Source organism: Lacticigenium naphthae DSM 19658 (genome assembly GCF_000425865.1).
GTDB lineage: Bacteria > Bacillota > Bacilli > Lactobacillales > Carnobacteriaceae_A > Lacticigenium > Lacticigenium naphthae.
In genome coordinates this window covers 218061-244475 of the sequence record NZ_AUEG01000002.1, presented here as the reverse complement: position 1 = coordinate 244475, position 26415 = coordinate 218061, and the positions used below count along the sequence as shown (strand labels likewise).

Annotated in this window: 23 protein-coding genes; 5 read left to right on the top strand and 18 right to left on the bottom strand. The window is 38.1% G+C overall.

Going from position 1 to position 26415, the window contains the following annotated elements; genetic code table 11:
- Positions 1-43: 43 nt before the first annotated feature.
- A complete protein-coding gene (locus H626_RS0103935) occupies positions 44-1435 on the bottom strand; it encodes an L-cystine transporter (protein WP_027108179.1) in 1392 nt (463 codons plus the stop codon).
- A 312-nt stretch (positions 1436-1747) separates the two neighbouring features.
- Positions 1748-2146, bottom strand: coding sequence for a cytidine deaminase (locus tag H626_RS0103925; protein WP_027108177.1), 399 nt, complete (start codon positions 2144-2146; stop codon positions 1748-1750).
- A 476-nt stretch (positions 2147-2622) separates the two neighbouring features.
- Between H626_RS0103925 and H626_RS0103920 the strand changes: the two genes are divergently transcribed.
- The gene (locus H626_RS0103920; RefSeq protein WP_027108176.1) at positions 2623-3981 is read left to right on the top strand and encodes an FAD-dependent oxidoreductase; all 1359 of its coding nucleotides are present in this window, start codon (positions 2623-2625) and stop codon (positions 3979-3981) included.
- A gap of 268 nt (positions 3982-4249) precedes the next feature.
- On the opposite strand, the gene H626_RS0103915 is transcribed toward H626_RS0103920, so the two are convergent.
- Positions 4250-4960, bottom strand: coding sequence for a DNA alkylation repair protein (locus H626_RS0103915; protein WP_245570069.1), 711 nt, complete (start codon positions 4958-4960; stop codon positions 4250-4252).
- A gap of 208 nt (positions 4961-5168) precedes the next feature.
- On the opposite strand from H626_RS0103915, the gene rluF reads away from it, so the two are divergent.
- Entirely contained in the window at positions 5169-5876 is a 708-nt protein-coding gene (gene rluF, locus H626_RS0103910) for a 23S rRNA pseudouridine(2604) synthase RluF (RefSeq protein ID WP_027108174.1), read from the top strand.
- Between the two features lie 195 nt (positions 5877-6071).
- Here rluF and H626_RS0103900 read toward each other — a convergent pair whose 3' ends face one another.
- Positions 6072-6545, bottom strand: a complete 474-nt coding sequence (locus H626_RS0103900) for a YbaK/EbsC family protein (protein WP_027108173.1) — start codon at positions 6543-6545, stop codon at positions 6072-6074.
- Between the two features lie 276 nt (positions 6546-6821).
- Here H626_RS0103900 and fabV point away from each other — a divergent pair, with 276 nt between their 5' ends.
- A complete protein-coding gene (gene fabV, locus H626_RS0103895) occupies positions 6822-8018 on the top strand; it encodes an enoyl-ACP reductase FabV (RefSeq protein WP_027108172.1) in 1197 nt (398 codons plus the stop codon).
- A gap of 397 nt (positions 8019-8415) precedes the next feature.
- Here fabV and H626_RS0103890 read toward each other — a convergent pair whose 3' ends face one another.
- The 14 genes from H626_RS0103890 to H626_RS0103825 all read right to left on the bottom strand — a co-directional run bounded on the left by H626_RS0103890 (position 8416) and on the right by H626_RS0103825 (position 25181).
- On the bottom strand, positions 8416-9219 hold the full coding sequence (locus H626_RS0103890) for a ZIP family metal transporter (protein WP_027108171.1): 804 nt from the start codon (positions 9217-9219) through the stop codon (positions 8416-8418).
- A 201-nt stretch (positions 9220-9420) separates the two neighbouring features.
- A complete protein-coding gene (locus H626_RS0103885; RefSeq protein ID WP_027108170.1) occupies positions 9421-10878 on the bottom strand; it encodes a DEAD/DEAH box helicase in 1458 nt (485 codons plus the stop codon).
- Positions 10879-11493: 615 nt separating this feature from the next.
- Entirely contained in the window at positions 11494-12105 is a 612-nt protein-coding gene (locus H626_RS11735) for a putative immunity protein (protein WP_035618448.1), read from the bottom strand.
- A gap of 183 nt (positions 12106-12288) precedes the next feature.
- The gene (locus H626_RS0103875; protein ID WP_051237787.1) at positions 12289-12942 is read right to left on the bottom strand and encodes a DUF2238 domain-containing protein; all 654 of its coding nucleotides are present in this window, start codon (positions 12940-12942) and stop codon (positions 12289-12291) included.
- A gap of 283 nt (positions 12943-13225) precedes the next feature.
- Complete coding sequence (locus H626_RS0103870) at positions 13226-13828, bottom strand: hypothetical protein (protein ID WP_027108168.1); 603 nt, start codon at positions 13826-13828, stop codon at positions 13226-13228.
- 307 nt (positions 13829-14135) lie between these two features.
- Complete coding sequence (locus H626_RS0103865) at positions 14136-15302, bottom strand: GTPase (RefSeq protein ID WP_027108167.1); 1167 nt, start codon at positions 15300-15302, stop codon at positions 14136-14138.
- A gap of 890 nt (positions 15303-16192) precedes the next feature.
- Positions 16193-16672, bottom strand: coding sequence for a 23S rRNA (pseudouridine(1915)-N(3))-methyltransferase RlmH (gene rlmH / locus H626_RS0103860; RefSeq protein WP_027108166.1), 480 nt, complete (start codon positions 16670-16672; stop codon positions 16193-16195).
- A 549-nt stretch (positions 16673-17221) separates the two neighbouring features.
- Positions 17222-18397 carry a S1C family serine protease gene (locus tag H626_RS0103855; protein WP_027108165.1) on the bottom strand — a complete coding sequence of 392 codons (1176 nt, stop codon included), beginning with the start codon at positions 18395-18397 and terminating at the stop codon, positions 17222-17224.
- A 289-nt stretch (positions 18398-18686) separates the two neighbouring features.
- On the bottom strand, positions 18687-19499 hold the full coding sequence (locus tag H626_RS0103850) for an MBL fold metallo-hydrolase (protein WP_027108164.1): 813 nt from the start codon (positions 19497-19499) through the stop codon (positions 18687-18689).
- 173 nt (positions 19500-19672) lie between these two features.
- Entirely contained in the window at positions 19673-20632 is a 960-nt protein-coding gene (locus H626_RS10585; RefSeq protein ID WP_084140154.1) for a two-component system regulatory protein YycI, read from the bottom strand.
- Complete coding sequence (locus H626_RS0103840; protein ID WP_027108163.1) at positions 20622-21935, bottom strand: YycH family regulatory protein; 1314 nt, start codon at positions 21933-21935, stop codon at positions 20622-20624. The genes H626_RS10585 and H626_RS0103840 overlap by 11 nt, the downstream gene beginning before the upstream one ends.
- Positions 21932-23788, bottom strand: coding sequence for a cell wall metabolism sensor histidine kinase WalK (gene walK / locus H626_RS0103835; protein WP_027108162.1), 1857 nt, complete (start codon positions 23786-23788; stop codon positions 21932-21934). Before walK ends, H626_RS0103840 begins: the two co-directional genes overlap by 4 nt.
- Before the next feature lie 3 nt (positions 23789-23791).
- Positions 23792-24505, bottom strand: a complete 714-nt coding sequence (yycF, locus tag H626_RS0103830; protein WP_027108161.1) for a response regulator YycF — start codon at positions 24503-24505, stop codon at positions 23792-23794.
- Between the two features lie 178 nt (positions 24506-24683).
- Positions 24684-25181, bottom strand: a complete 498-nt coding sequence (locus H626_RS0103825) for a PTS sugar transporter subunit IIA (RefSeq protein WP_027108160.1) — start codon at positions 25179-25181, stop codon at positions 24684-24686.
- Between the two features lie 312 nt (positions 25182-25493).
- Between H626_RS0103825 and H626_RS0103820 the strand changes: the two genes are divergently transcribed.
- Both H626_RS0103820 and H626_RS0103815 read left to right on the top strand, forming a co-directional pair.
- Positions 25494-25937, top strand: coding sequence for a DUF948 domain-containing protein (locus H626_RS0103820; RefSeq protein ID WP_027108159.1), 444 nt, complete (start codon positions 25494-25496; stop codon positions 25935-25937).
- 32 nt (positions 25938-25969) lie between these two features.
- Positions 25970-26410: a YtxH domain-containing protein gene (locus tag H626_RS0103815; RefSeq protein ID WP_027108158.1), complete on the top strand. Its 441-nt coding sequence runs from the start codon at positions 25970-25972 to the stop codon at positions 26408-26410.
- Positions 26411-26415 lie beyond the last annotated feature (5 nt).

The window sequence follows — 26415 nt, the reverse complement described above, 5'->3', positions numbered from 1 at the left end:
AAATGGAGCCTACTTCCACATTAAAGTGAAGTAGACTCTTTTTTTATATCTCTGTTTCAATTACAGCCTGGGTGTTTTTCATCATGGATTCATCAAACTGATTGATGTTTTTTGATGAAATAATACCAGCTACCATACTGTCATTAACATTCAACATTGTTCTTGCCATATCAATAATGGGTTCGACTGAGATAACTAATCCCACAATAGAAATGGGGAGACCCAAAGAACCTAAAACGATCAATGCAGCGAAAGTTGCTCCGCCACCTACACCAGCAACACCAAATGAACTGATTGCTACGACAGCCATGATCGTCAAAATGTACATCGGATTCGTAATATCGATTCCCATCGAAGGGGCCACGATCGCTACCAGTGTTGCAGGATAAATACCTGCACACCCATTTTGCCCGATAGATAAGCCAAATGTCCCTGCGAAGTTAGCCGAAGCATAATCGACTCCTAAGGCCTTCGTTTGTGTCTCAATATTCAAGGGCAACGTTCCTGCACTCGAACGAGATGTGAACGCGAAACTTAATACAGGCCAAACCTTTTTAACATAAGTGATCGGGTTGACTTTATAACCTGCTAATATGATCAAGTGAATGATAAACATGACGGCTATCGCCACATACGAAGCCACTACGAATAAACCAAGGTTGAGCAACGCTGCAAAATCACTTGTCGCCAGCGCTTTGGTCATCAGCGCAAATATCCCATATGGAGACAGGCGCAATACGAGTGTTACGATCCGCATCACAATAGTATACAAACTATCGATTATTTTTTTGAAGAATTCAGCTTGCTCAGGATCTTTCCGTTTGATTCCGAGGTACGCCACTCCAACAAATGCAGAGAAAACTACCACAGCAATAGTACTTGTACTTCTTGAATTGGATAAATCTGCAAAAACATTCCGAGGGATAAAGTTTGTAATTTGTTCCGGAATGGATAAATCTGCGACTTGAGTTTGAGTTTCTTGCAATTGTTCGATTCGCTGCGTTTCTTGCTCACCTTGAACAAATTCAGCACCATCTAAATTAAATGCCCTGATGCTCATTACTCCGATAAACGCCGCAATTGCAGTGGTCGCAATCAATGTGATCAAAACAGAAGAACTTATTTTACCTAGATCTTTACTTCCTTGAATTTTGGTAAAGGCACCAATGATGGATACAAAAATCAACGGCATGATCAACATTTGTAAGAACGCGACATATCCGTTTCCTACTATATTGATCCATTCCATAGCTCCATTCGTAACTTCACCTTGGGATCCAAACACAAGTTGCAAAATCCCACCAAACACGATTCCTGCACCTAACCCAGCAAATACCCGTGTGGAAAACTTTACATGCTTTTGCTGTAATTTCCACAAACCAAATAGGGTTAAAACAAAAAGGGCTAGAACACTGATTATTCCTATTATATTCATAATAGACTCTCCTTTAATTGCCTTTTCCGAAGAAAAGAAATCATCATAGGGTTAAAGGCCCTAGAAAAGCATTTTTTCCGAAATGCTTTTCCGCTACGATTACTTATTGTAATAGCTTGATAACGTGACCTTATAATAATAGCGGGTACACAATTAAATTGCAACCATTTTTTATTACTTTTTGTAAGTCTTTCCCGTTTTTTAAAATTCGGTATGACCCTTTGCTCTATTTGCTTTTTTCTGACCATAATAAAAGACCCTTTTTAGAAAGAATCTAAAAAGGGTCTTACTATTTACCTCTACGTACTAATCTTACATATCCAAATCAGTGAATGCGTAAGGAAGTAATTCTCTTAATGTTAGTTCCTTGATTTCATGGTTTTCGTTTGTCAAATAAACCGGCATTTCAGGCGAACATAATTCAGCCATGACTTGGCGACAAATGCTACACGGAGGAAGAAAGTCTTCTGTATCTCCTGCAATTGCAATTGCTTTAAAGTCACCTTTTTTATATCCATTGGTTATTGCAGTGAAGAATGCTGTTCTCTCTGCACAGTTTGTTGCACCGAAAGATACATTTTCTACATTGACTCCTTTGGTAACTTTTCCATCGGGATGGAGAATTGCTGCCCCAACTGGAAAATGAGAGTAAGGAACATATGCTCGTTTATTAATATCTCTTGCCATTTCAACTAATTTTTCTTTTTCCATATCAGTAGTCATCCTCTAATTTTGAAATGAACTGATTCAGTTCCCTACTAAATGTATGTAGGACTTTTAATTTTAAGCGTTTTCTTTGCTTTTGTCAAGGTAGTTTCTGGTCGTTTCTGATTTTCTCTCCGTTTTCACCAAACTACCGGTCTCCTTGAAGATTTTCTGGATACTATTCTTCTCCATTTATCTTGATCAACACTACAGAACCATCACTAATGAAAGTAAAATCCCCACATGGATGATTCGCTATTTAACAATGAAATTTATTTTCCATCGACCCTATTTTTATTTAAAATAGATGAAAACCTTCTTCTTATTTAAACGGAAGCCTTTCATTTTCTATCTCCCTTATCTCTGTGTTAAAGTTAACAAGTAATAAAATATATAGCTCATTTGTAGAGTGAATAGCAACTGGCACTTTAAGTGGTAGCTGTTTGTTTCTCTTAGTGAATTAGACATGGAGGATTATTTTTATGAAAATTATAGTAGTTGGTTCATCTCATGCAGGCTATGAGGCTGTTCAAACATTGTTAAAAGACACACCCGAGAGTGATATTCATCTTTACGAAAAAGGTTCGACTGTCTCATTCTTATCTTGTGGGATTCAATCCTATTTAGAAGGGGTTTCAAACTCCTTGGACGAATTGCATTATGCTAATGAGGTATCCTATGAAGAACAAGGTGTTCATGTTCATACCAACAGTGAAGTGACAGACATCGATGCTAAAGCAAAAACGATTACTGTACAAACAGCAGACGGTGAATCTAAAACAAATTACGACAAACTTATTCTTACTCCTGGAGCGATCCCATTCCAATTACCCGTAGAAGGAACAGATTTAGAAAATGTTTTTTATCTTCGTGGACGCAATTGGGCTGACAAAGTAAAAAACCGCATGGATTCAGCAAAAAAAGCAGTTGTCATCGGAGCTGGCTATATCGGTGTAGAAGTGATGGAAGCTTTTGCTAAAAAGGGTATGGATACGACCATCATTGATACTCTCGATCAAATCCTCCCCACTTATTTAGATAAGGAATTTACAACTATTCTAGAAAAAGACCTCAAAGAAAGAGGCGTAAAAGTTCAAACGAAGGAAATGGTCAAAGAAATTATTGGTGAAAGCGGAGCCGTCACAAAAGTTATTACGAATAAAGGCGAATATGAAGCAGACACCGTTGTCATTGCATCCGGTATTAGACCAGCGACTGCGTGGCTAAAAGGGCTTGTCAAATTGGACTCTAAAGGTATGATCGAAGTGGATGAGTACATGCAGACCTCAGAAGCAGACATTTTTGCGGCTGGAGATGCTACCACTATTCCATTTAACCCTACACACAGTAAAGTGAACATCGCATTGGCTTCCAACGCACGTCGTCAAGGAATTGTCGCAGCAAAAAACATCTCAAAACCTGTGATGAAAATGATGGGCGTACAAGGAACTTCTGGATTGGCACTATTTGACTACCATTTCGCGACTACAGGTGTCAAGGCTCTTGATGCTTATCAATGTGAAGAAGAGGTCACTAGTTGTTATGTGGAAGAAAAAATCCGTCCAGACTTTATGTACGAGAAAGATAATACCGTAATGATGAAAATTTATTATGAAAAAGAATCTCATATCATTAAAGGTGCACAATTAATGTCTAAAGAAGACATTACCGCATCGATCAACACAATGGCTGTTGTGATAGAAGCAGGATGGACGCTCGAACACTTAGCTCGTACCGACTTCTTCTTTCAACCAGAATACAACCGTCCATGGAACTACTTGAATGTCCTCGCAATGAAAGCCTTAGGCGAATCATACGGCAGCGACACCATGTTGTTTTAAAAATTAGAAATCAAATCTACTTTTTAATTCAATACACAGTTCTCTACTGATCAGATTCTTTGAGGATACTATTGATTCAAGCAGTAAAAAGATCCTATTAAGATAAGACACAAAGAGCCATTTGAGGACAAACTCAAATGGCTCTTTGCTATTTCCACATTCTTTATTGTGGTAGATAATTCACTTATGCTACAGTTCTTCTCCATAAACTTAGCTGCGTTTTAAACAAGTCACTCCGCTGATCCAATAAGACTAGTTGAAATCCGTTTTAGCATCTGACAAATTTACGTTTAAAACCGATCCTTCCTTTATCCACTTGTTTTTGAATACTTTCATAAGCATTTAAGTGTTCATCTTTTTTATTTGCCCGTTTAACTTCCACTGTACCAACTTGCGCTGCTGTTTCAAGTGCTTTTTCAGTTAATGGGGAAAATGAGATCCCTACCGTAGTCAGAAAATTGTTCATTGACGCTTTCGTTCGTTCTGGTGAATCATGGATCGTATTTTTCACACTATCGAGCATGTTTGAAATTTTACTTTTGGAAAACTCAGTATCTGAACGATTACCTAAAAGCCAACAATAACAACTCCAGCCCGCTGACATTTTTAGTTCGTGGCCGCTTGCGATCCATCTATCAGCCACCTCTTGTGCAATTGGGGACTCAGCCAATGTTACACTTACTACAAAATCAGACAACATGTAAAAATACGCCACCTCGATCCAACGGTCGAAATCTGACTCGGTCATGCTTTTGGGATCTGCAATAATACCCGCGAAATACATTGCATCATAGTTTCCCGTAGCATAAAGTTCTTCCGCTAAAAGCTGATTTGTTTTTATTTTCTTTGATAAAGGTTTCATTTCTCCGGTGGTCACACCAAAAAGTGGCTCGTGTGCACCATTGGATAAATATATTTTCTTCATTCTTTCTTTACTCAAAGATTCCAGTTCTTGCATAACCGTATGGAAATTCATCATCTTGTATCTCCTTCTGTACTATTCATAACAACCTTATTGTAAAAAAAGCAAATTCATTTTTAGAAATAACAAGTGAATAGCGATCCCCCAATAAAGGTGAAATTTACACTGCTAATCTTAACTTTTTGATAGAGTAGCTTGATTTACGTCTAATATGAAGTATAGTGAGTATTGAATAATAATTACTCACATTTAAGGAAGTGTCAATATGCGCATAAATAAATATATTAGTGAAGCGGGAAAAGCTTCTAGACGAGGTGCCGATAAATTGATTGCTGAAGGCCAAGTTACCGTTAATGGGAAACGGGCAACGATAGGTAGTCAAGTTGAACCAGGTGACGATGTGCGAGTCGGTGGAAACCAAATCTACGTAGCAAGGAACAATGTCTATATTGCTTTAAACAAACCCGTAGGTATTACGAGTACTAGCGAAAAAGATGTCAAAGGGAACATTGTTGATTTAGTCAATCACCCATTTCGAGTCTTTAATATTGGGCGGCTCGACAAAGATTCTGAGGGATTGATCCTTCTTACGAATGATGGAGATATCGTTAATGAAATTCTGCGCTCTGAGAATAAGCACGAAAAGAAATATGTTGTTTCCGTTGATCGCCCCATCACTCCGGAATTTCTGAAGAATATGTCGGAAGGTGTCAAAATATTAGGTACAACGACACTTCCTTGCAAAGTAGAACAAATTTCCAAATATGATTTTCAAATCATTCTGACTCAGGGACTCAATCGACAAATACGTCGTATGTGTGAAGAATTGGGCTACAACGTCTACCGATTACAGAGACTTCAAATCATGAACATTCAACTAGGCAACCTCCCTATAGGCCAATGGCGTTACTTATCCAAGAAAGAGAAAACCCAGTTGTTTAAAGAACTAAACTATACGCCACGAGAATGGTAAAAAACTATGGATAGTCTATTCAAATTATCGATAAGCACGTGGCCAATTAAAAATGATTCTGTCGTTTTTTAATAAAACAGCATCACACTTTGAGTCTATTCTCCTCAAACTGCGCTGCTGTTTTATTATTTTTTGAATCATTTTTCTCCTACCAGAAACCTTCCTGCTCAGGTGAGTGTCCATTTCTGCCCCTCTTTATTTTTCACTGTAAATAAAGAGTTTATTTCCAATTAACCCGATGATTTTTTTCAAATCTTTAGCCAGGATGACCATGGTTTGATTGGGCTTTCCAGGAGCAAAAACAAGTTTTTCTTGTTCCAGCATTTCCTCATCTACTATCATCGGAATGGTCGCTTCATAGCCCAAGGGTGTGACTGCTCCTGCTTTTTGACCAGTGATCTCTTCCATTTCATCTGACTTCACAATGGTCACTTTCTCACCTACAATTTGCTTTAATCGCTTGAAGTCGGTACGTTTTGTTGTGAAGGTTATAAATGAATAGTATTGCCCAGATTTTCCTTTCAGAAAAAGGGCTTTGGTTTCAGTACCCGTAAATCCTTTTTCTTCTTTCATGCGCACAGCATCTTCATTTGTATAAATAGGATCATGGTTGTATAGTTCAAAATAAATGGATCGTTCTCTTAAGAATTCTTCCAGATCGATTAGCATCTTTGATACTCCTCCTTATATGTATCTATTCCCTTGTCGTTTTTAGAGACTAGTTGATCACAATATGCATTGAAATCTACTTCCATCTTTTCAAAAACCCATATTAACTTATAGTACAGTTCTGCGTACTATGTCGCTGTCGTTCTTTTCTATAAAACCTCATTATTTACTTATCACATAGTGTACGTCTCCCTTGAAATCATGGCAAGTAATTTCTCTTAGGAATCATTTTCTGCTATTATATTCCTAAGACGATGTAATGGAGGAGAACTAATTATGGTGAAATTCAAACAAAATATACGGGGAAATGTAGCCTTAGGGGTAAATCCACTTGGATGCAAACAAGAAGTATTAAATCAAATCGACTATGTGAAAAATAAAGGGTCTTATCACGGGCCGAAAAAGGTACTGATCATCGGTGCATCATCCAGCTATGGTTTAGCCACCCGAATCAGCCTAGCATTTGGTACAGGAGCAGATACCATTGGTATTTCTTTTGAAAAGGGACCCAAGAGCGAAAAATCTTTGGGTACAGCTGGCTGGTACAATAACATCGCTTTTCGAGAAGCAGCTGAAAAAGAAGGATTGACTGCCAAGAATTTTGTGCAAGACGCATTTAGCCATGAAACCAAGCAAGAGGTCATCGATTATATAAAGAACAAATTTGGGGGTAAAGTAGATTTAGTCGTTTATAGTCTGGCAAGTGGTCGAAGAACAGATCCCGATACTGGGGAGACATACTATTCCTCGATCAAAGCCATCGGCGAGCCCGTGGTCGGTCCGAATATCAATATGCAAAAGCAGACTTATTACACTGAAACGCTAGAACCCGCAACTGACCAAGAAATCGCTGATACAGTTAAGGTGATGGGTGGAGAAGATTGGGAACTCTGGATGAGAGCACTAAAAGAAGCCGACGTTTTGGCTGATAACGTTTTGACAACTAATTATTCATATCTAGGAACAGAATTGAATCACCCCTATTATGGCGGTGGTACGCTTGGCCGTGCCAAAGCAGATTGCGATGAAAAAGCGAATACTATAAATGGCTTACTGGATGACATCAACGGTAAGGCCCTAATGGTGGTAGCTACTGCAGTCACTACTAAAGCAAGTTCCGTTATTCCGTTTTTCCCAGTGTATTGTATCGGCCTTTACAAAATAATGTCAGAAAAAGGCACACACGAAACACCCATCATGCATCAGGATCGCATTTACCGGGAAATGATTTACGGTGATAAAGCTGAGTATGATGAAGTTGGCCGTCTCAGACCCGATAGCTGGGAGTTAGATAGTGACACACAAGCTAAAACAAAAGCATTGATTGCAGAGTTAAACGAAGATAATTTTAATTCTGATCTCACAGCATATAACCTTTTCTATAAAGAATTTTCCATTTTAAGTGGATTTATGGTCGACAACTATGTTGATCAAGAGGTTACTTTAGAAGAATTAAAAGCATTAACCTATTGATTGTTTTGGTGCCGCATCAAATTATCCCGATATGAACGCTAAAGGGTATGACTGTGAAGTCATACCCTTCTTTTTGTTGTGATCTATTACTCTGCTGGCGATGGGCATACATGTTCTTTCACCCACTTTATTCAGTGTTTTATTTGATCTTCAGCTTAGAATCCTATGTATAAAAGAAAGAAGGCTCTTGATCTAGATATCACGACACACTAGATCAAGAGCCTTCTTATGAATGAAATCACATCAGAAAACCAAAAGGGTCCTGCAACCCTTTGAGAAGCTGCAAGTACATTAGAACCAGCTCAAAAGGAGAAGAAAAAACGTCCTGGGATTCATTGTGTTCAATTTATAATAGAACAATTTTCTTTTCTCACCAATTAAACCACTTAGACTATTTTTATCCTAAAGCCACGTCTAAGAACATCATGACTGCAAATCCAAGCATGGCTCCAATCGTTCCGACATCGTTCCAACGTTCAAGTTTCGCTTCCGGTATGAGCTCTTCGACAACAACATAAATCATCGCACCGGCAGCAAATGAAAGAGCATAGGGCAAGAGAGGTTGCATCATTATGACTAAAGCCGCTCCGACAACTCCAGCGATTGGTTCAACAATCCCTGAAGCCTGGCCATATGTGAAGGCTTTTATTCGGCTGAATCCATTTTTTCTTAAAGGTACAGAGACTGCAGCCCCTTCAGGAAAGTTTTGAAGGCCGATACCGATAGCTAAGGCGATAGCACTTGTTACTGTAGCCGTAGGATAACCAGCGGCCGCTGCTCCAAATGCTACCCCAACAGCTAACCCTTCCGGAATATTATGCAACGTAATAGCTAACACTAATAAGACGCTTCGTTGCCAGTCTGTTTTGATCCCTTCCTTTACCTCAGTTCCTGGATGAAAGTGAGGAAGTACTTTATCTGTGACGAGAAGAAACAAACCACCCAGTAAAAATCCGACGACTGCAGGAAACCACGCGGGTGTGTCTGTCAGTTCTGTCATCTCAATGGCCGGCGCAAGCAATGACCAGAAACTCGCAGCGATCATAACGCCTGCCGCAAATCCCAACATACCAGTCAATACATTTTTATTGATCTCCTTAAAGAAGAATACTAGAGCTGAACCTAATGCTGTGACGCCCCAAGTAAATAATGTCGCCAATAAAGCTTGCATTACAGGATGTTGCTCGATAAACCATTCCATTGCTCATTCTCCTTATATTATAGATTGTAAATTCCGTTGTAATCAAAGCTGAAACCAACACCAAAAGAAATGATTCCTGAATGCTGTTTCTACTCGTTATTAAATCGTTACGGTTTTCATATAAACTACTGAGATACTCCCGCTAACTATAACGTGCTATTCTCTATCAATTTAAACGGCTTCTTCAATTTATTCTTCTATTTACTTGTGTGCTTTACGGACTTTCAACGTTTTTCCCTTAATCGTACGGTCTTGCATTTCGGAAATGACATAAGGCCCTTTACCGTTCATAATTTCAATATAGGTGACATTTTCCTGAATCGTAATAATGCCAATATCTTCGGCCGACACATCCTTGATACTCGTCAACGTTCCGACGAAATCAACAGCGCGCAGTTTTTTCTTCTTGCCGCCGTTAAAGTAAACCTTAGTAATGTCTTTATTTAACTCTTTATTGCGGGCGATTTTCGGTGCAACTCGTGCGTTTATTTTCTTTTCAAAAGCTGCCTTTGAACGGTTGACTAAGCGCTCGTTAGGAGCAAATACTTCTGTAAGCTCAAGGCTATCATCGAAGGCATAGTCACGAATTTCCTGCCAGCGTCCTCTGTCTTGATCGCTTACCATCGTTAGAGCCAGTCCCGTTTTGCCTGCTCGACCTGTCCGTCCTGTCCGATGCGTATAGCTCTCTTTTTCAAAAGGAACATCATAGTTGATGACATGTGTCACATTGTCAATATCGATCCCACGAGCAGCAACATCGGTCGCTACTAAATAACGGAGTTTCCCAGAACGGAACTCATCCATGACCTCCAAGCGATCGTCTTGATCCATACCGCCGTGCAACTTATCGATGGGTAAATCAGCTTTGTTTAAATACTTTTCAACCGTATCCACGGCATCTTTAGTATTACAAAAGATAATGCAAGAATCTGGATTTTCAATAGTTAATAAATCTAAGAGTCGTTTTTCCTTAGATGATTCTTCCACGTTGATATAAGAGTGTAAAATCTTAGGCGTGTTCTCGGCTGATGGTTCCATTCGGACAGAAGCCCGATCAGGATTCATGTAAAAACTCGCTAACCGCTCTATTTGTGGTGGCAAAGTGGCAGAAAAGAGCATCGTTTGACGTTCATTCGGTAAGTAGCCAATAATTTCTTCTACCTGATCAATGAATCCCATATTGAGCATTTCATCCGCTTCATCTAAAACCAAGCTACCGATTTTATCTACTACTAATGTGCCTTCTTTTAAATGTTCCAGTATCCGACCGGGAGTACCGACAACAATGTGACTTTTTTGTTTCAGTTCAGATTTCTGTGTTTTAAAGGAAGACTTACCGAATACCGCAGTAACTTTGATCCGCTTCAACCGACCGATATTCATGATGTCGTCCTTGACTTGTAAGGCTAGTTCCCGAGTAGGAACTAAAATCAAGGCTTGCGGTTTATTTTCTTCCCACTCTGCTTGTTCACAAATCGGAATACCAAAAGCAACGGTCTTGCCACTGCCCGTCTGGGACTCGACGATAATGTCCTGTTTCTCTAAGGCCAATGGAATGACTGCTTCCTGTACTGCTGTTGGATTGAAGTAACGCAAACTCGTTAACGCTGTTACTATTTCGGGACTGATCCCAAATGTTTCAAATGATTTCTTGTTCATATTCATATTCTCCTGCTTTCTTTTTCTTTACTGAATTATTGTTACAGATTTCAACCGATTGACTGTTTTTCTAAAAATGCGTAAAATCTTCATACTGACTCTTCCACGGTCTAGAGTATACCATTCTGATACGTATCAATACATGGTTTTATCACTTCTAAAATTTATTGTTGCTCCTTCTCTAGTGTAACAGAAGTTTTACCCTTTTTACTCCTTGAAAACGTACTATCGTTCATGGAATTGGATTGAAAAAAAGGCAGTAAACCCTTTAATACAAGGTTGCTGCCTAGGCTTATTTATGCTTATATCCATACCGCACATCCCATCAGGAACGCCTTCAAACCCTGTTTTCTTCAAAAAATGACAACATCTACTTATGGTACGGTTCTCCGTATCACAAATAAATCAGATTTTTAATATCATCAAAATCATTAGGGTTATCGTATCAACTATTTAGATTCTTTCTATGACTATACCGTAATATCCCCTATAAATAATTAGCTTAATGACCTCCTCACAGCAAAAGAGCCAACAGCATTTTTGTTTGCTGTTGACTCTTTTCGTCTAAACTCATTTAATTAATCGATTAGTCCCTATGAGAAATACATGTACATTTTATAACTCTTGGTTATTTTCATTTAGCGCCTTGTTTTCTTTTTTACTCAACAACCACTCTTTATTCGGTTTCGTATCATCCAATAGGAAGTCGGCCCACTCAAGTTTCAATTTATCCGTATTTTCTTGCCAATACAATAGACGTTTCTGATAAAATTCAATCTTATCATGAACTGGTTCTTCAAAATTATCGATTCCATATTTTAAAATAAGTGCAGTTAATTCATACATGGGCAATCCTAAAGCATGTGTTTCAACATGGACAGTTGCTCCGGCATGTCCGATCGCATGACATAAGGTCTCATACCGTTGGTCGTTAATTTCTTTCGCTACAGCATGAGAATCTAAAATAGCACGTTTGGCTTTACCCATTTTAGTTTTTCCCCTAGCCCAATCTTCGCATATGTCCAGACAAATTCTTGGTCTCCTCTCTTCAGGATATTTTTCTTCAAATTCTATTAGAGGTATTCTCGCACAATCTAAAGTCCACATCACTAGTGTTCGATGAGTCTGTATTTGAATTAACTGGATCAGTTCTTGTAAACATTCGCTGTCTCGAGAAAATAATATTTTATTCTTTCGTTTAAATTTAGCTTTGACATCAGAAAACATCCTATCAATCCCCTCAATAATTCATTGGATCTCTCGCTTTGAAATGGCTCTCCTTATTTATCATAAGCCTAATTCATTTCCATCGAATTCAATTGTGACTGACTTTTAAAATCAGCTTAGCGAACCACATCAGATTGAGCTCTGTTTTTTTAAAAAAACAGTATTCACTTTTGATACATATATTTATTTGGACTCTTTCCCCTTAATTGAACGCTTTTCCATCTTTACCATCTGTTTGTCATGAAATGACCCAAACATAACGGTAGCTGTGTTTGCACCAATCAGTGCCCACAGCATATCCCAATGGCTGTCAAAGTAGTCTCCTTGTGTTCCCATAACTAAATCAGCGGGTACAGCCAAAATTTTGACAAGAGCAAACTCACTCAGCTCATAGGCTGCGCTTAAACCGAGACAGGATAGGATTACGATCAACCACAGGACCTTCCCCTTTTTTACATAACCACCGCGAACAAAAAATTCTTTGAACAAAAAGGCCGGTACAAATCCTTGGGCAAAATGCCCCACACGGTCGAAATGATTGCGTTGCCAAGCAAACTGCTCTTGAAAATAATTGAATAAGGGGTTTTGGGAATATGTATAGTGAGCACCGTATAACAATAACAAGACATGAAAAAATACCATCACATAGACGAATGTACTAAAACGAAAACGATGGTAACTAGCCACGAGTAAAAGTACGAGTAGGACCGCTGGCATCATTTGACCAAACCAGGCCAAGCGGTCAAAGGGATGGATAGCCGAGAAAACATAGGCCACGGCGACACACGCCAAAAGAATAAGGTGTAATATTTTAGACTTTTTTTCATGATCCACCATGTCTTTTGCTCCTCCCTGTTCCATTTTCAAATTACACTTACCATAATTTTCATTTTTAATTATACAGGTTCTCCATAGTACGTCTAAATGAGTTTTTAGTCTCTCCCTGAAGAGAAAAAATTCTCGAAAAAGCCTTCATTCTCTTATGGTAGGATTTTCATAAGTTTTTCTAGGAATTAATGGTGACACCCCTTTATCCAGACTAGAAAATCAGAAGTGTTATTCCTGATTCATCATCGGTTAATTCTAGCTGAGTATAAATTACTAACTTATTTTATATTGTTTATATAACAACTTCAAAAGCTGTTTCTTTTTTAAATGGCATTTTATATTCTTTGAAGACCAATTTATATTTAGATACGTCATCAGGTAAAGCAGGAGATACTATGAATGAATAAGTTTCGTTTCCTAAAGTACCGCCGCCTCCTTCGTTTCGGCATTCAAATTGGGTATCTTCTGATTTTATTGAAAGTTCAAAATGGCTATCTTCAGAATGATTCCAGTCAGACACATCACCTGTAAAATTGCTATTAATATTTAAATGAACCACACTTGCATTCTCAAACTGACGGATGAAAGTAACCGAATAAAAAATATCATCTTTTTCAAAAGCCTTTAAAATAGGTGTGTTTTTAAGAAAATTCTTTGGTTCTACAATAGGTTTATATAAATCCTCATTTAATAAATTTACGAAAATATAATTTAGAAAATTTTCATCAAATTTGTATTTTTTTGAAAATTCTGTAATGTATCTTTTAGTCGGAAAGCCAGGGTTATTACACGATATTTCTTTACGCTGTTTGATTAATTTATAAATTTGTTCGTCTGTTGCTGCAATCCGTTCATCATAATGATCCGTCGGCGGTTCAAATTGCATTGGCCTCATTTTTTTTTAGCCCCTTTTAAATAGACAGTTAGTAGTATGAAGTACTATTAACTGTCTTTCATTTTTTATAGAAATACTTACTGTACAGGTCTGTGTGACATATGTCCTTGCGGTTATTTACTAGCTTCAACAAAGTTAGGGATACCGTTTCTATCAATATACTCAGTATAATACAATTATCTCTTATCAGTGGAATTCAAGTCTGCTATTAGTATTTATACTGAAAGCTAACCTAAAGAGCAAGACAACTATCTTATAACATAGTTTGTCTTGCTCTTTTGTCCTATTTCTTTACCTAACTTGTGTTTTATACTTTTGCCTTGATCTTTAAAGGTAACAACCAGTTGATTATTTCACCAACATTCTTAGTATTACCAGTCTTCGCCATTTTTTCTACAACTTCCGTTACATTTTCTATAAACTGAGACGATAGTTTAGATTCCATTACATTTTTTACCCATTCGATATCTTCAATACTTTTTTCTCCAGTATAAATTTTTTCAAATACATAAATAGACCCTTCCCCAATTGCTGCAACAATTGCACCCGCAATTATAGCATTTAGCACACTCGCTGCTATATTAATCCCTGGAATAGCTTTTAAAGAGCTAATTGCACCTTTCGCAGCTACGCTAACTGTCCCTACTTCAACAATCGAATTTATAAACTTTTTTGATTCTTTGCTCTTGTCAATTTCATATATTTGGGCAAGAGCTTTTATTTGTGCCAGTTCAATTGGACCCAATAACAATGCGTCAGAAAATGGAACAGGGATGGCAGCTACCGTTACTGCGGACGTAGTTGAAAATCCAACAACACTTTGTGCAAGAGCCTTTTTCCGCTTTAATTTAAACTTGTAAACATCATTCTCCCCAGCTTTTATTCCTTCTGGCATCAATTCATTTGTCGTACCAATTAGCTCTGTAATCCCTTCAGGAGGTGCAAATGCAGTATTATTAAGTACATAAGTGGATGCAACTACAGGAATAGTATGTTTAAGATTTTTCGAATATTTCTTTTGTTTTGCAAAGGCATTATATACCATTTTTTTGTTCTCCGCTCTCTCAGGAACAGAATAAGATTTCGTAATAACTACGATAATCGGAACAGTCTTCCACATTGCAGTTGCTCTTGAAAGATTCTTGATAGTCTCTGGAAACAACTTACTCGATGTTCCATCAATGCAAAACCAAATTAGGTTGATTTTAGTATTTTCTTTCCCATCTTTAATACTGTCCTTCGACCATTTTTTTACTGCATTAATCGCCTTGAATTGTTTAACTAATGATTGTTCAAAGCCCACCGTATCGATAATTCTAAAAGGAAATTCTTCACTTTCATATATATCCAGTTTTTCCGTAGTACCAGAAGAACCAAATCCAGTCTTCGCCATTTCATCTCCAAGAACAGAATTTATCAAAGTTGATTTTCCTACTCCAGAATTTCCAATCACTAATACATTTCCTCTCTCCATGTTAACTTTTCCTCCTATCTAATATAAAAGCTAATTCACCCTGCTATACTCTATGTAATTCTTGCGAATATTATTAAATCCCGTAATATATGAAATAATTATACCACTCTAAAAATAAATTAATCCCAACTTGATAAATATATATTTGTCAACTTATCAAAAGTAAAAAAATATCCCATATTATTATGGGGAAACTGACAACTACAAAGCTTAAGACCAATTAAAAATCTTTGTGGTTCTTTGCTGACATCACCATTACTATCACAGAATACGAGACACAGGTTGTTAGGTTTATGATTTTACTTATGAAAAATATTCTAAGCTAATACAACATATAGATGAACATGTAATTTCTTATGAAGTTCGCTATTTAAGGGAAGCTTTGATCAGATTTTTTATGGGATACAGATTGAGGCTTTCTCTGAATATCGAAATAAAAATATTTTATTTGATCGCTCCTAGATACTTACGTAAGATAATTATTAACCAGATCAGCCTTACATAGTGAGGTGTCAATTTTCTGTTACTAATGATTGTCAAATCTTCTTCCGTACTTGGCCATATTACATTTTGTATTTCTTAATAATAATTCACTCTAGACAGCAACTTGACTTGTCTCTCCAACTATGGCAATTTTCCCTGCAGTTTGGTCCTACGTATTAGCCTAACCTTCTTAAAAAAACTATCTTTGCTGAACAAGCGGTTCTCCATTTGAAATAAAAAAACAAACACGAATAATTAAATGAGAATCACTTGGCTATACTTCTTAACCAGAAAATTCTGAACTATTTGTTTTATTTTGACGACTATCATAAATATTCTAGAATCTCATTAATCTACGACCTGACATTTAAGTTAAAGAATACAATCAATTTAATAAAAAACCTCATTCATTTATGATACGGTTCATTCCGGTTGATACGGTAAGTCCTATAAATTTGTTCAAGTAAGACTAGTCGCATGAGTTGGTGTGGTAATGTCATTTTTGAAAAAGATAGAGCAAAATCACTTCGCTGTTTCACTTTTTCACTCAAGCCTAGAGAACCGCCGATAATGAATGTGATTTTACTTTTCCCGTATGTAGCCAATTGATCGAGATGACTCGCTAGCTTTTCTGATGTCAGTTGCTGTCCCTCTATTTCCAATGTGATGACATAGTCATCTTGTCCGATTTTTGCAAGGATTCGTTCCCCTTCTTTTTCTTTGACTTCTTCCATTTGCGCTTCACTCAAATTTTCGGGAGCTTTTTCATCTGGAACTTCTATCAATTTCATAGCGGTATACCGATCCAACCGTTTTTTATATTCTTGAATCCCACTATTTAAATATTTTTCCTTTAATTTCCCTACACTTATTATCGTAATACTCATCTTGTCATTCCTTCCTCCATATGGTCACATTTAGTATACCAAAAATAGTTTCCCACAATACTCTTTAGTTATCCCCCACGACTCACAAGTTATCCACAGGAGTTATGCACATACCCACAATTTTTATCCCGTATTTAGCGGTAGAAAGTTTGTTCGTCACCACATGTTGTGTTTGGATTTTTCAATAAGTTTATAGTTATCAACATTTTCTCTCCCCTCTAAACGACTTGCCTTTTTGCAAAAAAACATTGTCAAATCAACGTTACTCTGCTATTTCATTTCTTAAAAAACAAATTTATCCACAGTCTCTTTTGAAAATGTGGATAACTTATCTCCCGATTTTCCATCCCATTCTTTAAGCTTTCACAATAGTTATCCACAGTTTTTCTTGCGATTATTTTTCTCTTGTCCACATGTGGACTTTCCCTATAAGTTTTTAGTTATCCCGGAAGTCTTTCCTCTAGTGATTGCTCATGCCATTTTTTTACTCTGAGCTTTAGTTATAAAAAAAAAGGAAAGTAGCCACTGCCACTTTCCTTTTTCTCTATTTTATATCATTGTGTCACTCGTTGTCAGTATCAATCGGGTAGTTTCTAGCTCCCCACCACGATAATATTTTACCTCTACTTCTTCTCCAACTTCAGTCTTATAAATTTCTTTACGCAATTCAATACTGTTTGTCACTTTCACACCATTGTATTCTACGATCACATCGTAGCGCTGCATACCAGCCACATCTGCAGCCGAACCTTCATTGACTTGCTGCACTACAACTCCCCCATCTAAATCTTCGGGTAAATTGAGTACCGATTCTTGTTGTTGCTCCGAAATCATAGAGACATCGATCAAACTGATTCCTAAAACGGGGCGAATCACTTCACCACTTTCTTCTAACTGATTAACAATGTCTACCACATCATTTGCCGGAATCGCAAACCCCATCCCCTCTACTGTATCCGTAGATATTTTCATAGAGTTGATCCCAACGACTTGGCCAGCAATATTGATCAAAGCCCCTCCTGAATTTCCCGGATTAATTGCGGCATCTGTTTGGATTGCCGTCATTTCCCAATCCGCTTGGTTATCTTGGTCTGTATCTACAGGAACTGTTCGTTCGGTTGCAGAAATGATTCCAGCAGTAACTGAAGAAGCAAAATCTGTTCCCAGAGGAGAGCCGATCGCAATAGCTGGTTCCCCAACAGTCAAGTTTTCTGAATCACCAAATTCGGCAACCATACTGATGTTTTCTGTAGAAATTTCTAAGACAGCTAAATCAGTCCACTCATCACTTCCGATTACCTTGGCTGATTCCCTACTCCCATCTTTGAATAGAATGTCTATTCCATCAGAGTCTTGGACAACGTGGTAATTGGTCACAACATAGCCTTTTTCACCAGAAGTTTTGTATATGACCCCACTACCCGTTCCGGCTTGTTGCAAATCTTCCTCTTCTTCTGCATCCATTCCCCCAAGTCCCCATTCAGAATAATCAACTTGTTGGAGATTGATAACAGAAACAACGGCTTCATCGACAATTTCTACCGCATCCGTTATTCCGGAAGAAACATCTACACGCATTTTAGAAATTTCAGTTGGTTGATTATTTGATTTTGTTGTACTTGAATCACTTTCAGGTCCTGAGTCGGATAAGCCACAACCGGCAATAACTATACTTACCGTTGATAGGGTCAGCATTGCTTTTAAAAACTGCTTCCAATTTTTCATTGATGCTCATTTCCTTTCTTTCTCTCTACTTAAATAATAGCTGAAAAATATGAAAAAAATTTGAAAAATTTATAACTTTTCTTCTCTTTTAGTTTAGCACAATTTTAATTCAAATAGAGATCGCAAAGCTTTTTCAACTGGACAAAAGCGTTCAGATCCGAACAGAGCTCCACATACTCTTTTGTAAGTGGTTATCGAATCTTCTTTTTTGAGCACGTTTTAGAAAGCAAAAATCATGAAATAAGAAAAAGCTGAGACTTTTGCCCCAGCTTTCCTTTTACGCTTATGATCAAAGTGTATACAATGCATTTGGTTCTTCTGGATCGGTATCTTCTACAAAGAAATCATACCCAACCGCTTTGTTTTTACGGAGCAAAATGTCTTCCGTCGTAGAGTGAGCGATATCTTTTAAATTATTTTCTTTACTAAGATGACCCAAATAAATTTGTTTCGTTCGATCGCCGATTACTTCTGCCAATGCTAAGGCACCATCTTCATTCGATAAGTGACCTTTGTCACCTAATATACGCTGTTTTAATGACCATGGATATTTCCCCATCCGTAGCATACCCAAGTCATGATTAGCCTCAAATAAGTACGCTTCAGCATTGGAAACCAACCCTCGCATGCGGTCACTCACGTATCCCGTATCGGTCAGCATCACGAACCTTTTCGAATCCTTTTCAAATGTATAAAATTGCGGTTCGACCGCATCGTGGGAGACTCCAAAACTGGAAATGTCGATATCGCCTAAAGTAAGGCGCTGTTCCATTTCAAACAAAAACTTTTGTTCTAAATCAATATTGCCAATTTTTTTCTCCATCTCGTCCCATGTCTTTTTATTGGCATAAATAGGTAGCTGATAGCGACGAGCCATCACTCCCACGCCTTTGATGTGGTCCCCATGCTCATGGGTCACCAGGATGGCGTCTAAATCTTCGGGTTTGCGACCGATCTTATCTAATAAAATTTTTGCTTTTTTCCCACTAATACCACAGTCGATGAGAAGTTTCATTTTGTCAGATTCAACGTATGTAATATTGCCAGTACTTCCACTAGCTAGGATACTGATACGCAACCCGTTCGATTGTTGTTCAAGCATTTTTTCGATTCCTCTCCTCTTAAACTCTCCATTATTTTACAATAAATCGCCTTAAAATCCTACCATTATGAGCGATTCTTCATAGAAAACACAAAAACGAAAAAAGCTACAAAGAGGAAAATAAATTTGGCTTATTTTCCTCCAATGGCTTTTTTCGCTAACACTTTCCTCTATTAAATGACTGGTAAAATTACGTGTGCAGAAGAGTGTGAATCTTCAGGAGCAGTCGTTTCTATGCTTCCTAAATCCTCTGTTTCAGCATTTTCATCGTCATTTTCATCCATGTTTTCTTCGCTGTCAGGTTTCGGTTCAGGTGCAGATGGGATAGAAGGTAAACCGGTAATAATGTTGTGGTTTAAAGCATCTACACGTAAAATTTCAGTACCTGAACTACTTTGGATCTTCACATACCAACTTGGGGCATACATACTCAAATCCTCTAAACTAAGTGTCCGATAATAAGTCAAACGTGGCTTGAAAACAATCGAGTTGCGCGGAATTTCATTATTTTGAAATAACATTTCTACCGCTTCTCTGTCTGTAATTGTTTCAACAGGTGAACCTTGCATCGTTCCTTCCCCAGCATACGTCTGTTCATATGAAATAATTTCATTTGTATTATCTATATAAAAAGTGATACTAGAAGTTCCATCTGCAATCGGGATCCCTTCAACTAATTGACTATAAATGATTTTATTTTGATTTGGTAGGTATTCAAAAAATGCATATTCTTCGCCATACAAAATATTTTCACTATTTACAAAAGCATCTATCATGGCTCTATCTGCTTCTGTCAGTTCATCTTCGTTGTCAGACAATGCAAGCGGATTTGATAAAATACTACTGTAAAGCGTGCCTACTTCATTAATTGTACCCGTTTGATTTTTCAACTCATCAGATTGATCTTCCAGCAGTGTGTGTGCTTCGACCTGAAAATAGGATAATTCTTCTTCCAGTTCTACCATTTCTGGCAAAGAGATTCCTTGATTTTCCATTTCTCGTACAAGATTGACCTGATTTGTTCCAATAGTCGCGTAGTTCAGATTCGTACGATCAAAATAACTATTCAGTAAAAAGATATCCAACAATAAAAAAGACAAGAGAAAAATAATCTCTATTCGTTTAAAGTCCACGAGCCGAACCTCCTTGTCTAGCAACGAACTGTTCGAGCGTAAGCCAGCTACCTTCTGCATAAAGATAATATTCTGGTTCAAACTGAACAACCTGACTAGATTCGTCGCTCAATTTCCATCTATAACCTAGTCGAATATTATCTATGTCCTCAATTTTATACCCAGTCTCTTCAATACGAGTCAACACTTCATTTCCCGGAATGATTTCTTTCATCTGAGCATCACCCACAGGGGCAAGAGGCGTTTGAACCACATTCAAAGGTACCCTCAAATAATTTAGACCATTCGGAACAACACTGATTTGGACCAATCCTTCTTCGTTCGGACTATAGATCGGCAGCCCCCCTACATAGCGACGAAATGTCGCTAGATTACTTTGCGGAAAAAATCCGTCAAAATGCGTTTGTTCTGTCCAATTTTCCACTAAGGTCATTTCTTGATAACTATTTCTTAGGCGATCAGATAGTTGCATCGTTTCGTTCGTTGACCGCTGCCTCGTATAAGAAATAATGTTAGCATTCTCATCAATACGCATTTCAGAAACTAAATCGATGTAGCGTGTTACATCCCCTGTTCTACGTACATCCACTTCAGATGTATCTGCGAAGAACCGATTTACAAATAAACTATTTGGTAACCGCTCGATAAAGTATTCTTTATAAGGAATTTCTGTTTGCGTGCTGGGTAAATAAACTACCTTATCTCCCAATTCTATGGGGTCAACTTGTAAATAGGTCGTTCCTTCAACACTTTGCAAACTTCGAACGAATCCTTCTTCAATTCCTTCTGATTCAACAGAATAATAGGTATTTGAAGTCACATTATAAAAATTGACCTGATTTGGATCCGTTCTAGAAATGCTTATTCGATTAAATGTCCGATTTTCAAAATCAGATGGAACATTTCTGAATAAGTTTTCATATAATCCAAACGAGATGTCCCCATCGAATACTAACTCGACTGCATTCTCATTCATGAGCCGATTCATATATCCTTCATTTGTCATAGTTTGCGGATCTTCGATAGATGAAAACTCCCATTCACCATAGCTGTCTTGAATCAAAGAAAAAACCGATTCATCTGTAGTCGCATAAATGCTCTCTATATCATCATGAAAAACAATTTGTGTAGGTCCGAAGACACTGGAAAGATCACGCGTAAAAGTTACTGCAGGTCCACTTACTCCACCAGATGTTTCAGCAACTTCAGATAAACGGCCTGCAGACCATGTCAGCCAGCTCAATATCAGACTCGCAAGGATGACGATGGCGAGTATTATCCTCCGAATATGATCGATCGTCATTCCCATTCCTCCTCTTCAACAGGCACAAATGGAAGCGAGACGTAAAACGTCGTTCCTTTTCCTTCAGTGCTTTCTGCCCAAATTCTTCCACTATGTTGTTCAATCACTTCTTTTGATATGGCTAGACCTAAACCACTCCCGCCCATAGCACGGGAACGTGCGCCATCGACACGATAAAAACGAGAAAATATCTTTTGTAGATCTGCTTTGGGAATACCCATTCCTTGGTCAGAAATACTGATGATCACTCTTTTTTGGATGATACGCATCTTACCAGAAATTGTTCCACCGTCAGGCGAATACTTGATTGCGTTATTTAAAATATTGTCAAATACCTGAATGATCCTGTCTGCATCGATTTCTACCCATACCGGTTCATCCAACAATTCTAATTTCAATTGATAATTTTTTTCTTTGTATTCAGAAGAATTCAAGAGCATTTCAAAGCGGCTGAACACGTGATGGATCAGTTCCGTTAAATTGACAATCTCCAATTCCAAGTGACTGCGTCCTGAATCGATTCGTGAGAGATGCAAGAGATCTTGAATCATCCGGATCATGCGATCCGTTTCACTTTGGGTGACTTCTAAGAAATGGGGTGCAATTTCAGGATCTTTCCAAGCACCGTCAGCTAGAGCTTCCAAATAACTCCGCATACTTGTCAAGGGTGTACGCAATTCGTGTGATACATTCGAAACGAATTCTTTGCGTTCCCGTTCAATTTTTTCTTGTTCCGTAACATCATGTAACACACACACCATTCCACTAATAAAGCCGGATTCTCTTTGAATCAAAGAGAAGGATACGCGTAAAATGGTAGGCGATTCTTCACTCTTCACCGTAATCATTAAGTCTTCTTGATTTTCCAAAATATTTCGTAGGGTCACTTCTTCTTCCACACGCAACAGCGTCAAAATATTCTGACCGAGGGCATCTTCTGCCTGGATCTCTAACATTGTTTGAGCCATATCATTAACAATAACGACTTTCCCTCTACGATCGGTAGCGATCACGCCATCCGTCATATGTGTAAGAACGCTATCTAAGCGACGCCGTTCCGATTCGATCGATTCCTGCGCTTCCGATACACGATTGGATAAATCATTGATCGACAAAGCCAAATGGCCGAGTTCATCCTCACCATAAACAGTCAATTGACCTGAATAATCTCCCCCAGCAATTGCTTCTGTTTGTTTCTGCATTTCTTTGATCGGAGTTGTCAATGCCCGGGAAACCATGTTAGCTAAAATCAATGACAAAACAATGGCTAACAAAGAGGAGTTCAAAAATATCCATGTAATATCGGATACTTGATTGTACACAGCTTCAATATTACTTTCCATCATGATGGCGCCCAATATAGCTTGGTCTTCCCCATCAGCAATCACTGGAGCCACGATCTTCCATCTTCTGGTATTCGTTCCTGGATCTACGTATTGACGTGTAACGCGTTCTCCAACAACTAGTGCCTGCCGAATATCGGTATCATTGGATAACTGTCCGACCAGTGTCTGTTGAGTTGAATCACTCGTTCCCAACACAAAAGAATCGGATCCTACCAATTGAATTTCCGTAATTCCATTTCCTGAAAATTCTGCCAATAAAGAAGATACTTCTGTCTCGATATCTATTTCTTCATCCGTTCCATTTTGATCGGTTAAAAGCAACGGTTGGATCGTAGACTCCAAAAAATCGATTTGAGTATGCCGATCATTTTGGTAAGTCTCAACAGATTCTCTCTCTAATTGGGTAATAAAATTCGCCCCGATTAATTGCAGGGCGAAAATCAGCAACATGACGATCACAAATACAATTTTCGTATTGATCGATTGATAAATTCGTATTTTTTTCATAGTTTATGACTCCTGTTGATCAGGATTTCTCAAAAAATAACCGACTCCTCGTCTTGTTACCAACCACGTTGGATGACTAGGTGCATCTTCAATCTTCTCCCGTAAACGACGTACAGTGACATCTACCGTCCGTACATCCCCAAAATAATCATAACCCCAAACCGTCTGCAGTAAATGTTCTCGTGTCATTACTTGATCAAGATGCCGCGCTAGATAATGCAGCAATTCGAACTCCCGATGCGTTAACTCGATAGACTTTCCACGCTTCGATACAATATAAGCATCTGGATGAATGGTGAGTGCTCCGACTTCGATATCATTGTTTTCCGGCACTTCCTCAACAGGCGCTGCCGGCTGTCCTTGCCGACGTAAATTGGCTTTCACACGGGCAACCAATTCCCGATTTGAAAATGGCTTGGTCACGTAATCGTCCGCTCCCAATTCTAGACCCAGGACCTTGTCGATTTCCTGATCTTTTGCCGTCACCATGATGATCGGCATATCGTGATCTTTGCGTACTTGACGGCAAACTTCTAAGCCATCAATTTTTGGCAACATCAAATCTAAAAGAATTAAATCTGGCACAACTTCATTCACTACTTCTAAGGCTTCCTCTCCATCGTAAGCAGTATAAACTTCGTACCCTTCTTTTGTTAAATTAAACTTCACTATATCTGAAATTGGTTTTTCGTCATCAACGACTAATATTTTTTTCAAGATGTTCCCTCCTCAGGAATTCTCTTTATTTTTTATTTAAATAAGTCAAACTCGCTCACCTTGTATTATACAAAACACAGGGGTGTAAAGCAACAAATGACCCGGTTTTATACACGTCAACAGATATTAAAACAGCCCCCCAAAGAGCATTTTTGCTCGATTGAGGGGAAGTGTCTCTTTATTTTTTACGAAATGTTAAAGCAATTGTTTCGCCTACTACAGCATCGGCTTCCGGATTCAGTTCATAATTATAGGCCGTTTGACCATTTTCGATCACAACAATAGAAATAACCGTATTATATCCTTTATCTTTCAGCAGTGACCAATCTACCTCTACTAATGTATCGCCTTTTTCTATACGCATTCCAGACCGTAATGTAGTATGAAATCCTTCTCCATCTAACATTAATGTATCCAAACCAACATGAACCAACACTTTAAAGCCCTGATCATTCTCAATATAATATGCGTGATGGGCGTCTGCGACATTTGTCAGTTTACCTTCTATTGGAGAGAGGACATTTCCTCCAGCTGGGATAATGGCATAGCCTTCCCCGATCATCTTTTGAGAAAATACATCGTCTGGAACTTCTTCTAAAGGAATGATACTTCCTGTTGCAGCAGCCCATAAATGGAAAATATTCTCTTTCTGCGTAACTTCTTGTGAATGATTCACCCTTTGCTTTCCTCCTGATCTCTGGATTCGATTCTATCCATTTTCATGTAGATATAGTGTACTCTTTTCTCCTACGTACTTCCACCCTAATTTTACAAAAGATGAAATTGTTTTCAGAACTGATTCGTAATTTGTTTGATCTTGCTTTTCCAGAAATAGGAAGCTCTACCCTATTTTTTGTCCATTCAATTGAATAGAAGCTCCATTCTTTTTGTTTGGTGCTTTTTTTAATAAATGGTATTGTTAGAATAGATACCATAAACGAGTAGGCACAAATCCTGGCCTATTTTGATTAAAGGGAGTGAACGAGCTATGCCGTTAGGGTACATCATTGCATTGATCATCGTTGGACTAGCACTTGTCGGGCTGATCGTCGGAGGAATCCTGGCTTTTAACCGGATGAAAAGAACGATGAAGCAAGCAACAACTGTTCAAGATACTATTCAAGATCAACTGAATCATTTTACACATGAATCGGATATATTGACCGATCGTGTACAGACCATTCAGGAACGTGTCGAAGGATTAACTAGTAGATTTCAAGAGAGTCAGCAACACTTTACCGTTCTATCGCAACAAACCACAGAATTCGGTCAATCACTTTCAGATTTGAAAGGTCAAAGTAGTGAGGTTTCTAAATTTTTTGCTGAGCGTGCTAAATACACAGTAAAAACAGAAATTCCATTAAAGGCTGAACGTATGAAAAAAGTAACACAAAAAACTGTCGCTAAACAAAAAAATCGTTACCGTCAGTAAATACTATCGTGAAAATGGAAAGGAGAAATAATATGCCAAAAGTAAGTTTGTCAAAAGCTCTATTACTCAGCGTAGTTTCCGCAGGTGCAGCTTTGCTTTTTACACCAAAATCGGGAAAAGAATTGCGGCAAGACTTGAAAGATGAAGGAGTAAGAATGAAAGATGAAGGAAATCAAAAAGTACGGGAATTGATGGATGACGTTAAATCATCCATACACGAGGTAGATCAAGAAATGGGATACAAACAAGACGAATTAGCCCGTACGATTTCTGAAATTGAGAAAGATTTGCAGGAGGACTCTTCTCCTATAAGCAATCAGGAGGAAATGGACCAGTCTTCCTTAGATCCAACAGAAGCTGCTGTAGGAGATGTGAAAGACACCCCTTACGAGCCACAAACAGATGAAACCGTCCCTTCTGATTCATTAGAAGAAGCATTAGAAGATAACGAATTAGATAGTAAACCACTTTAATCCAA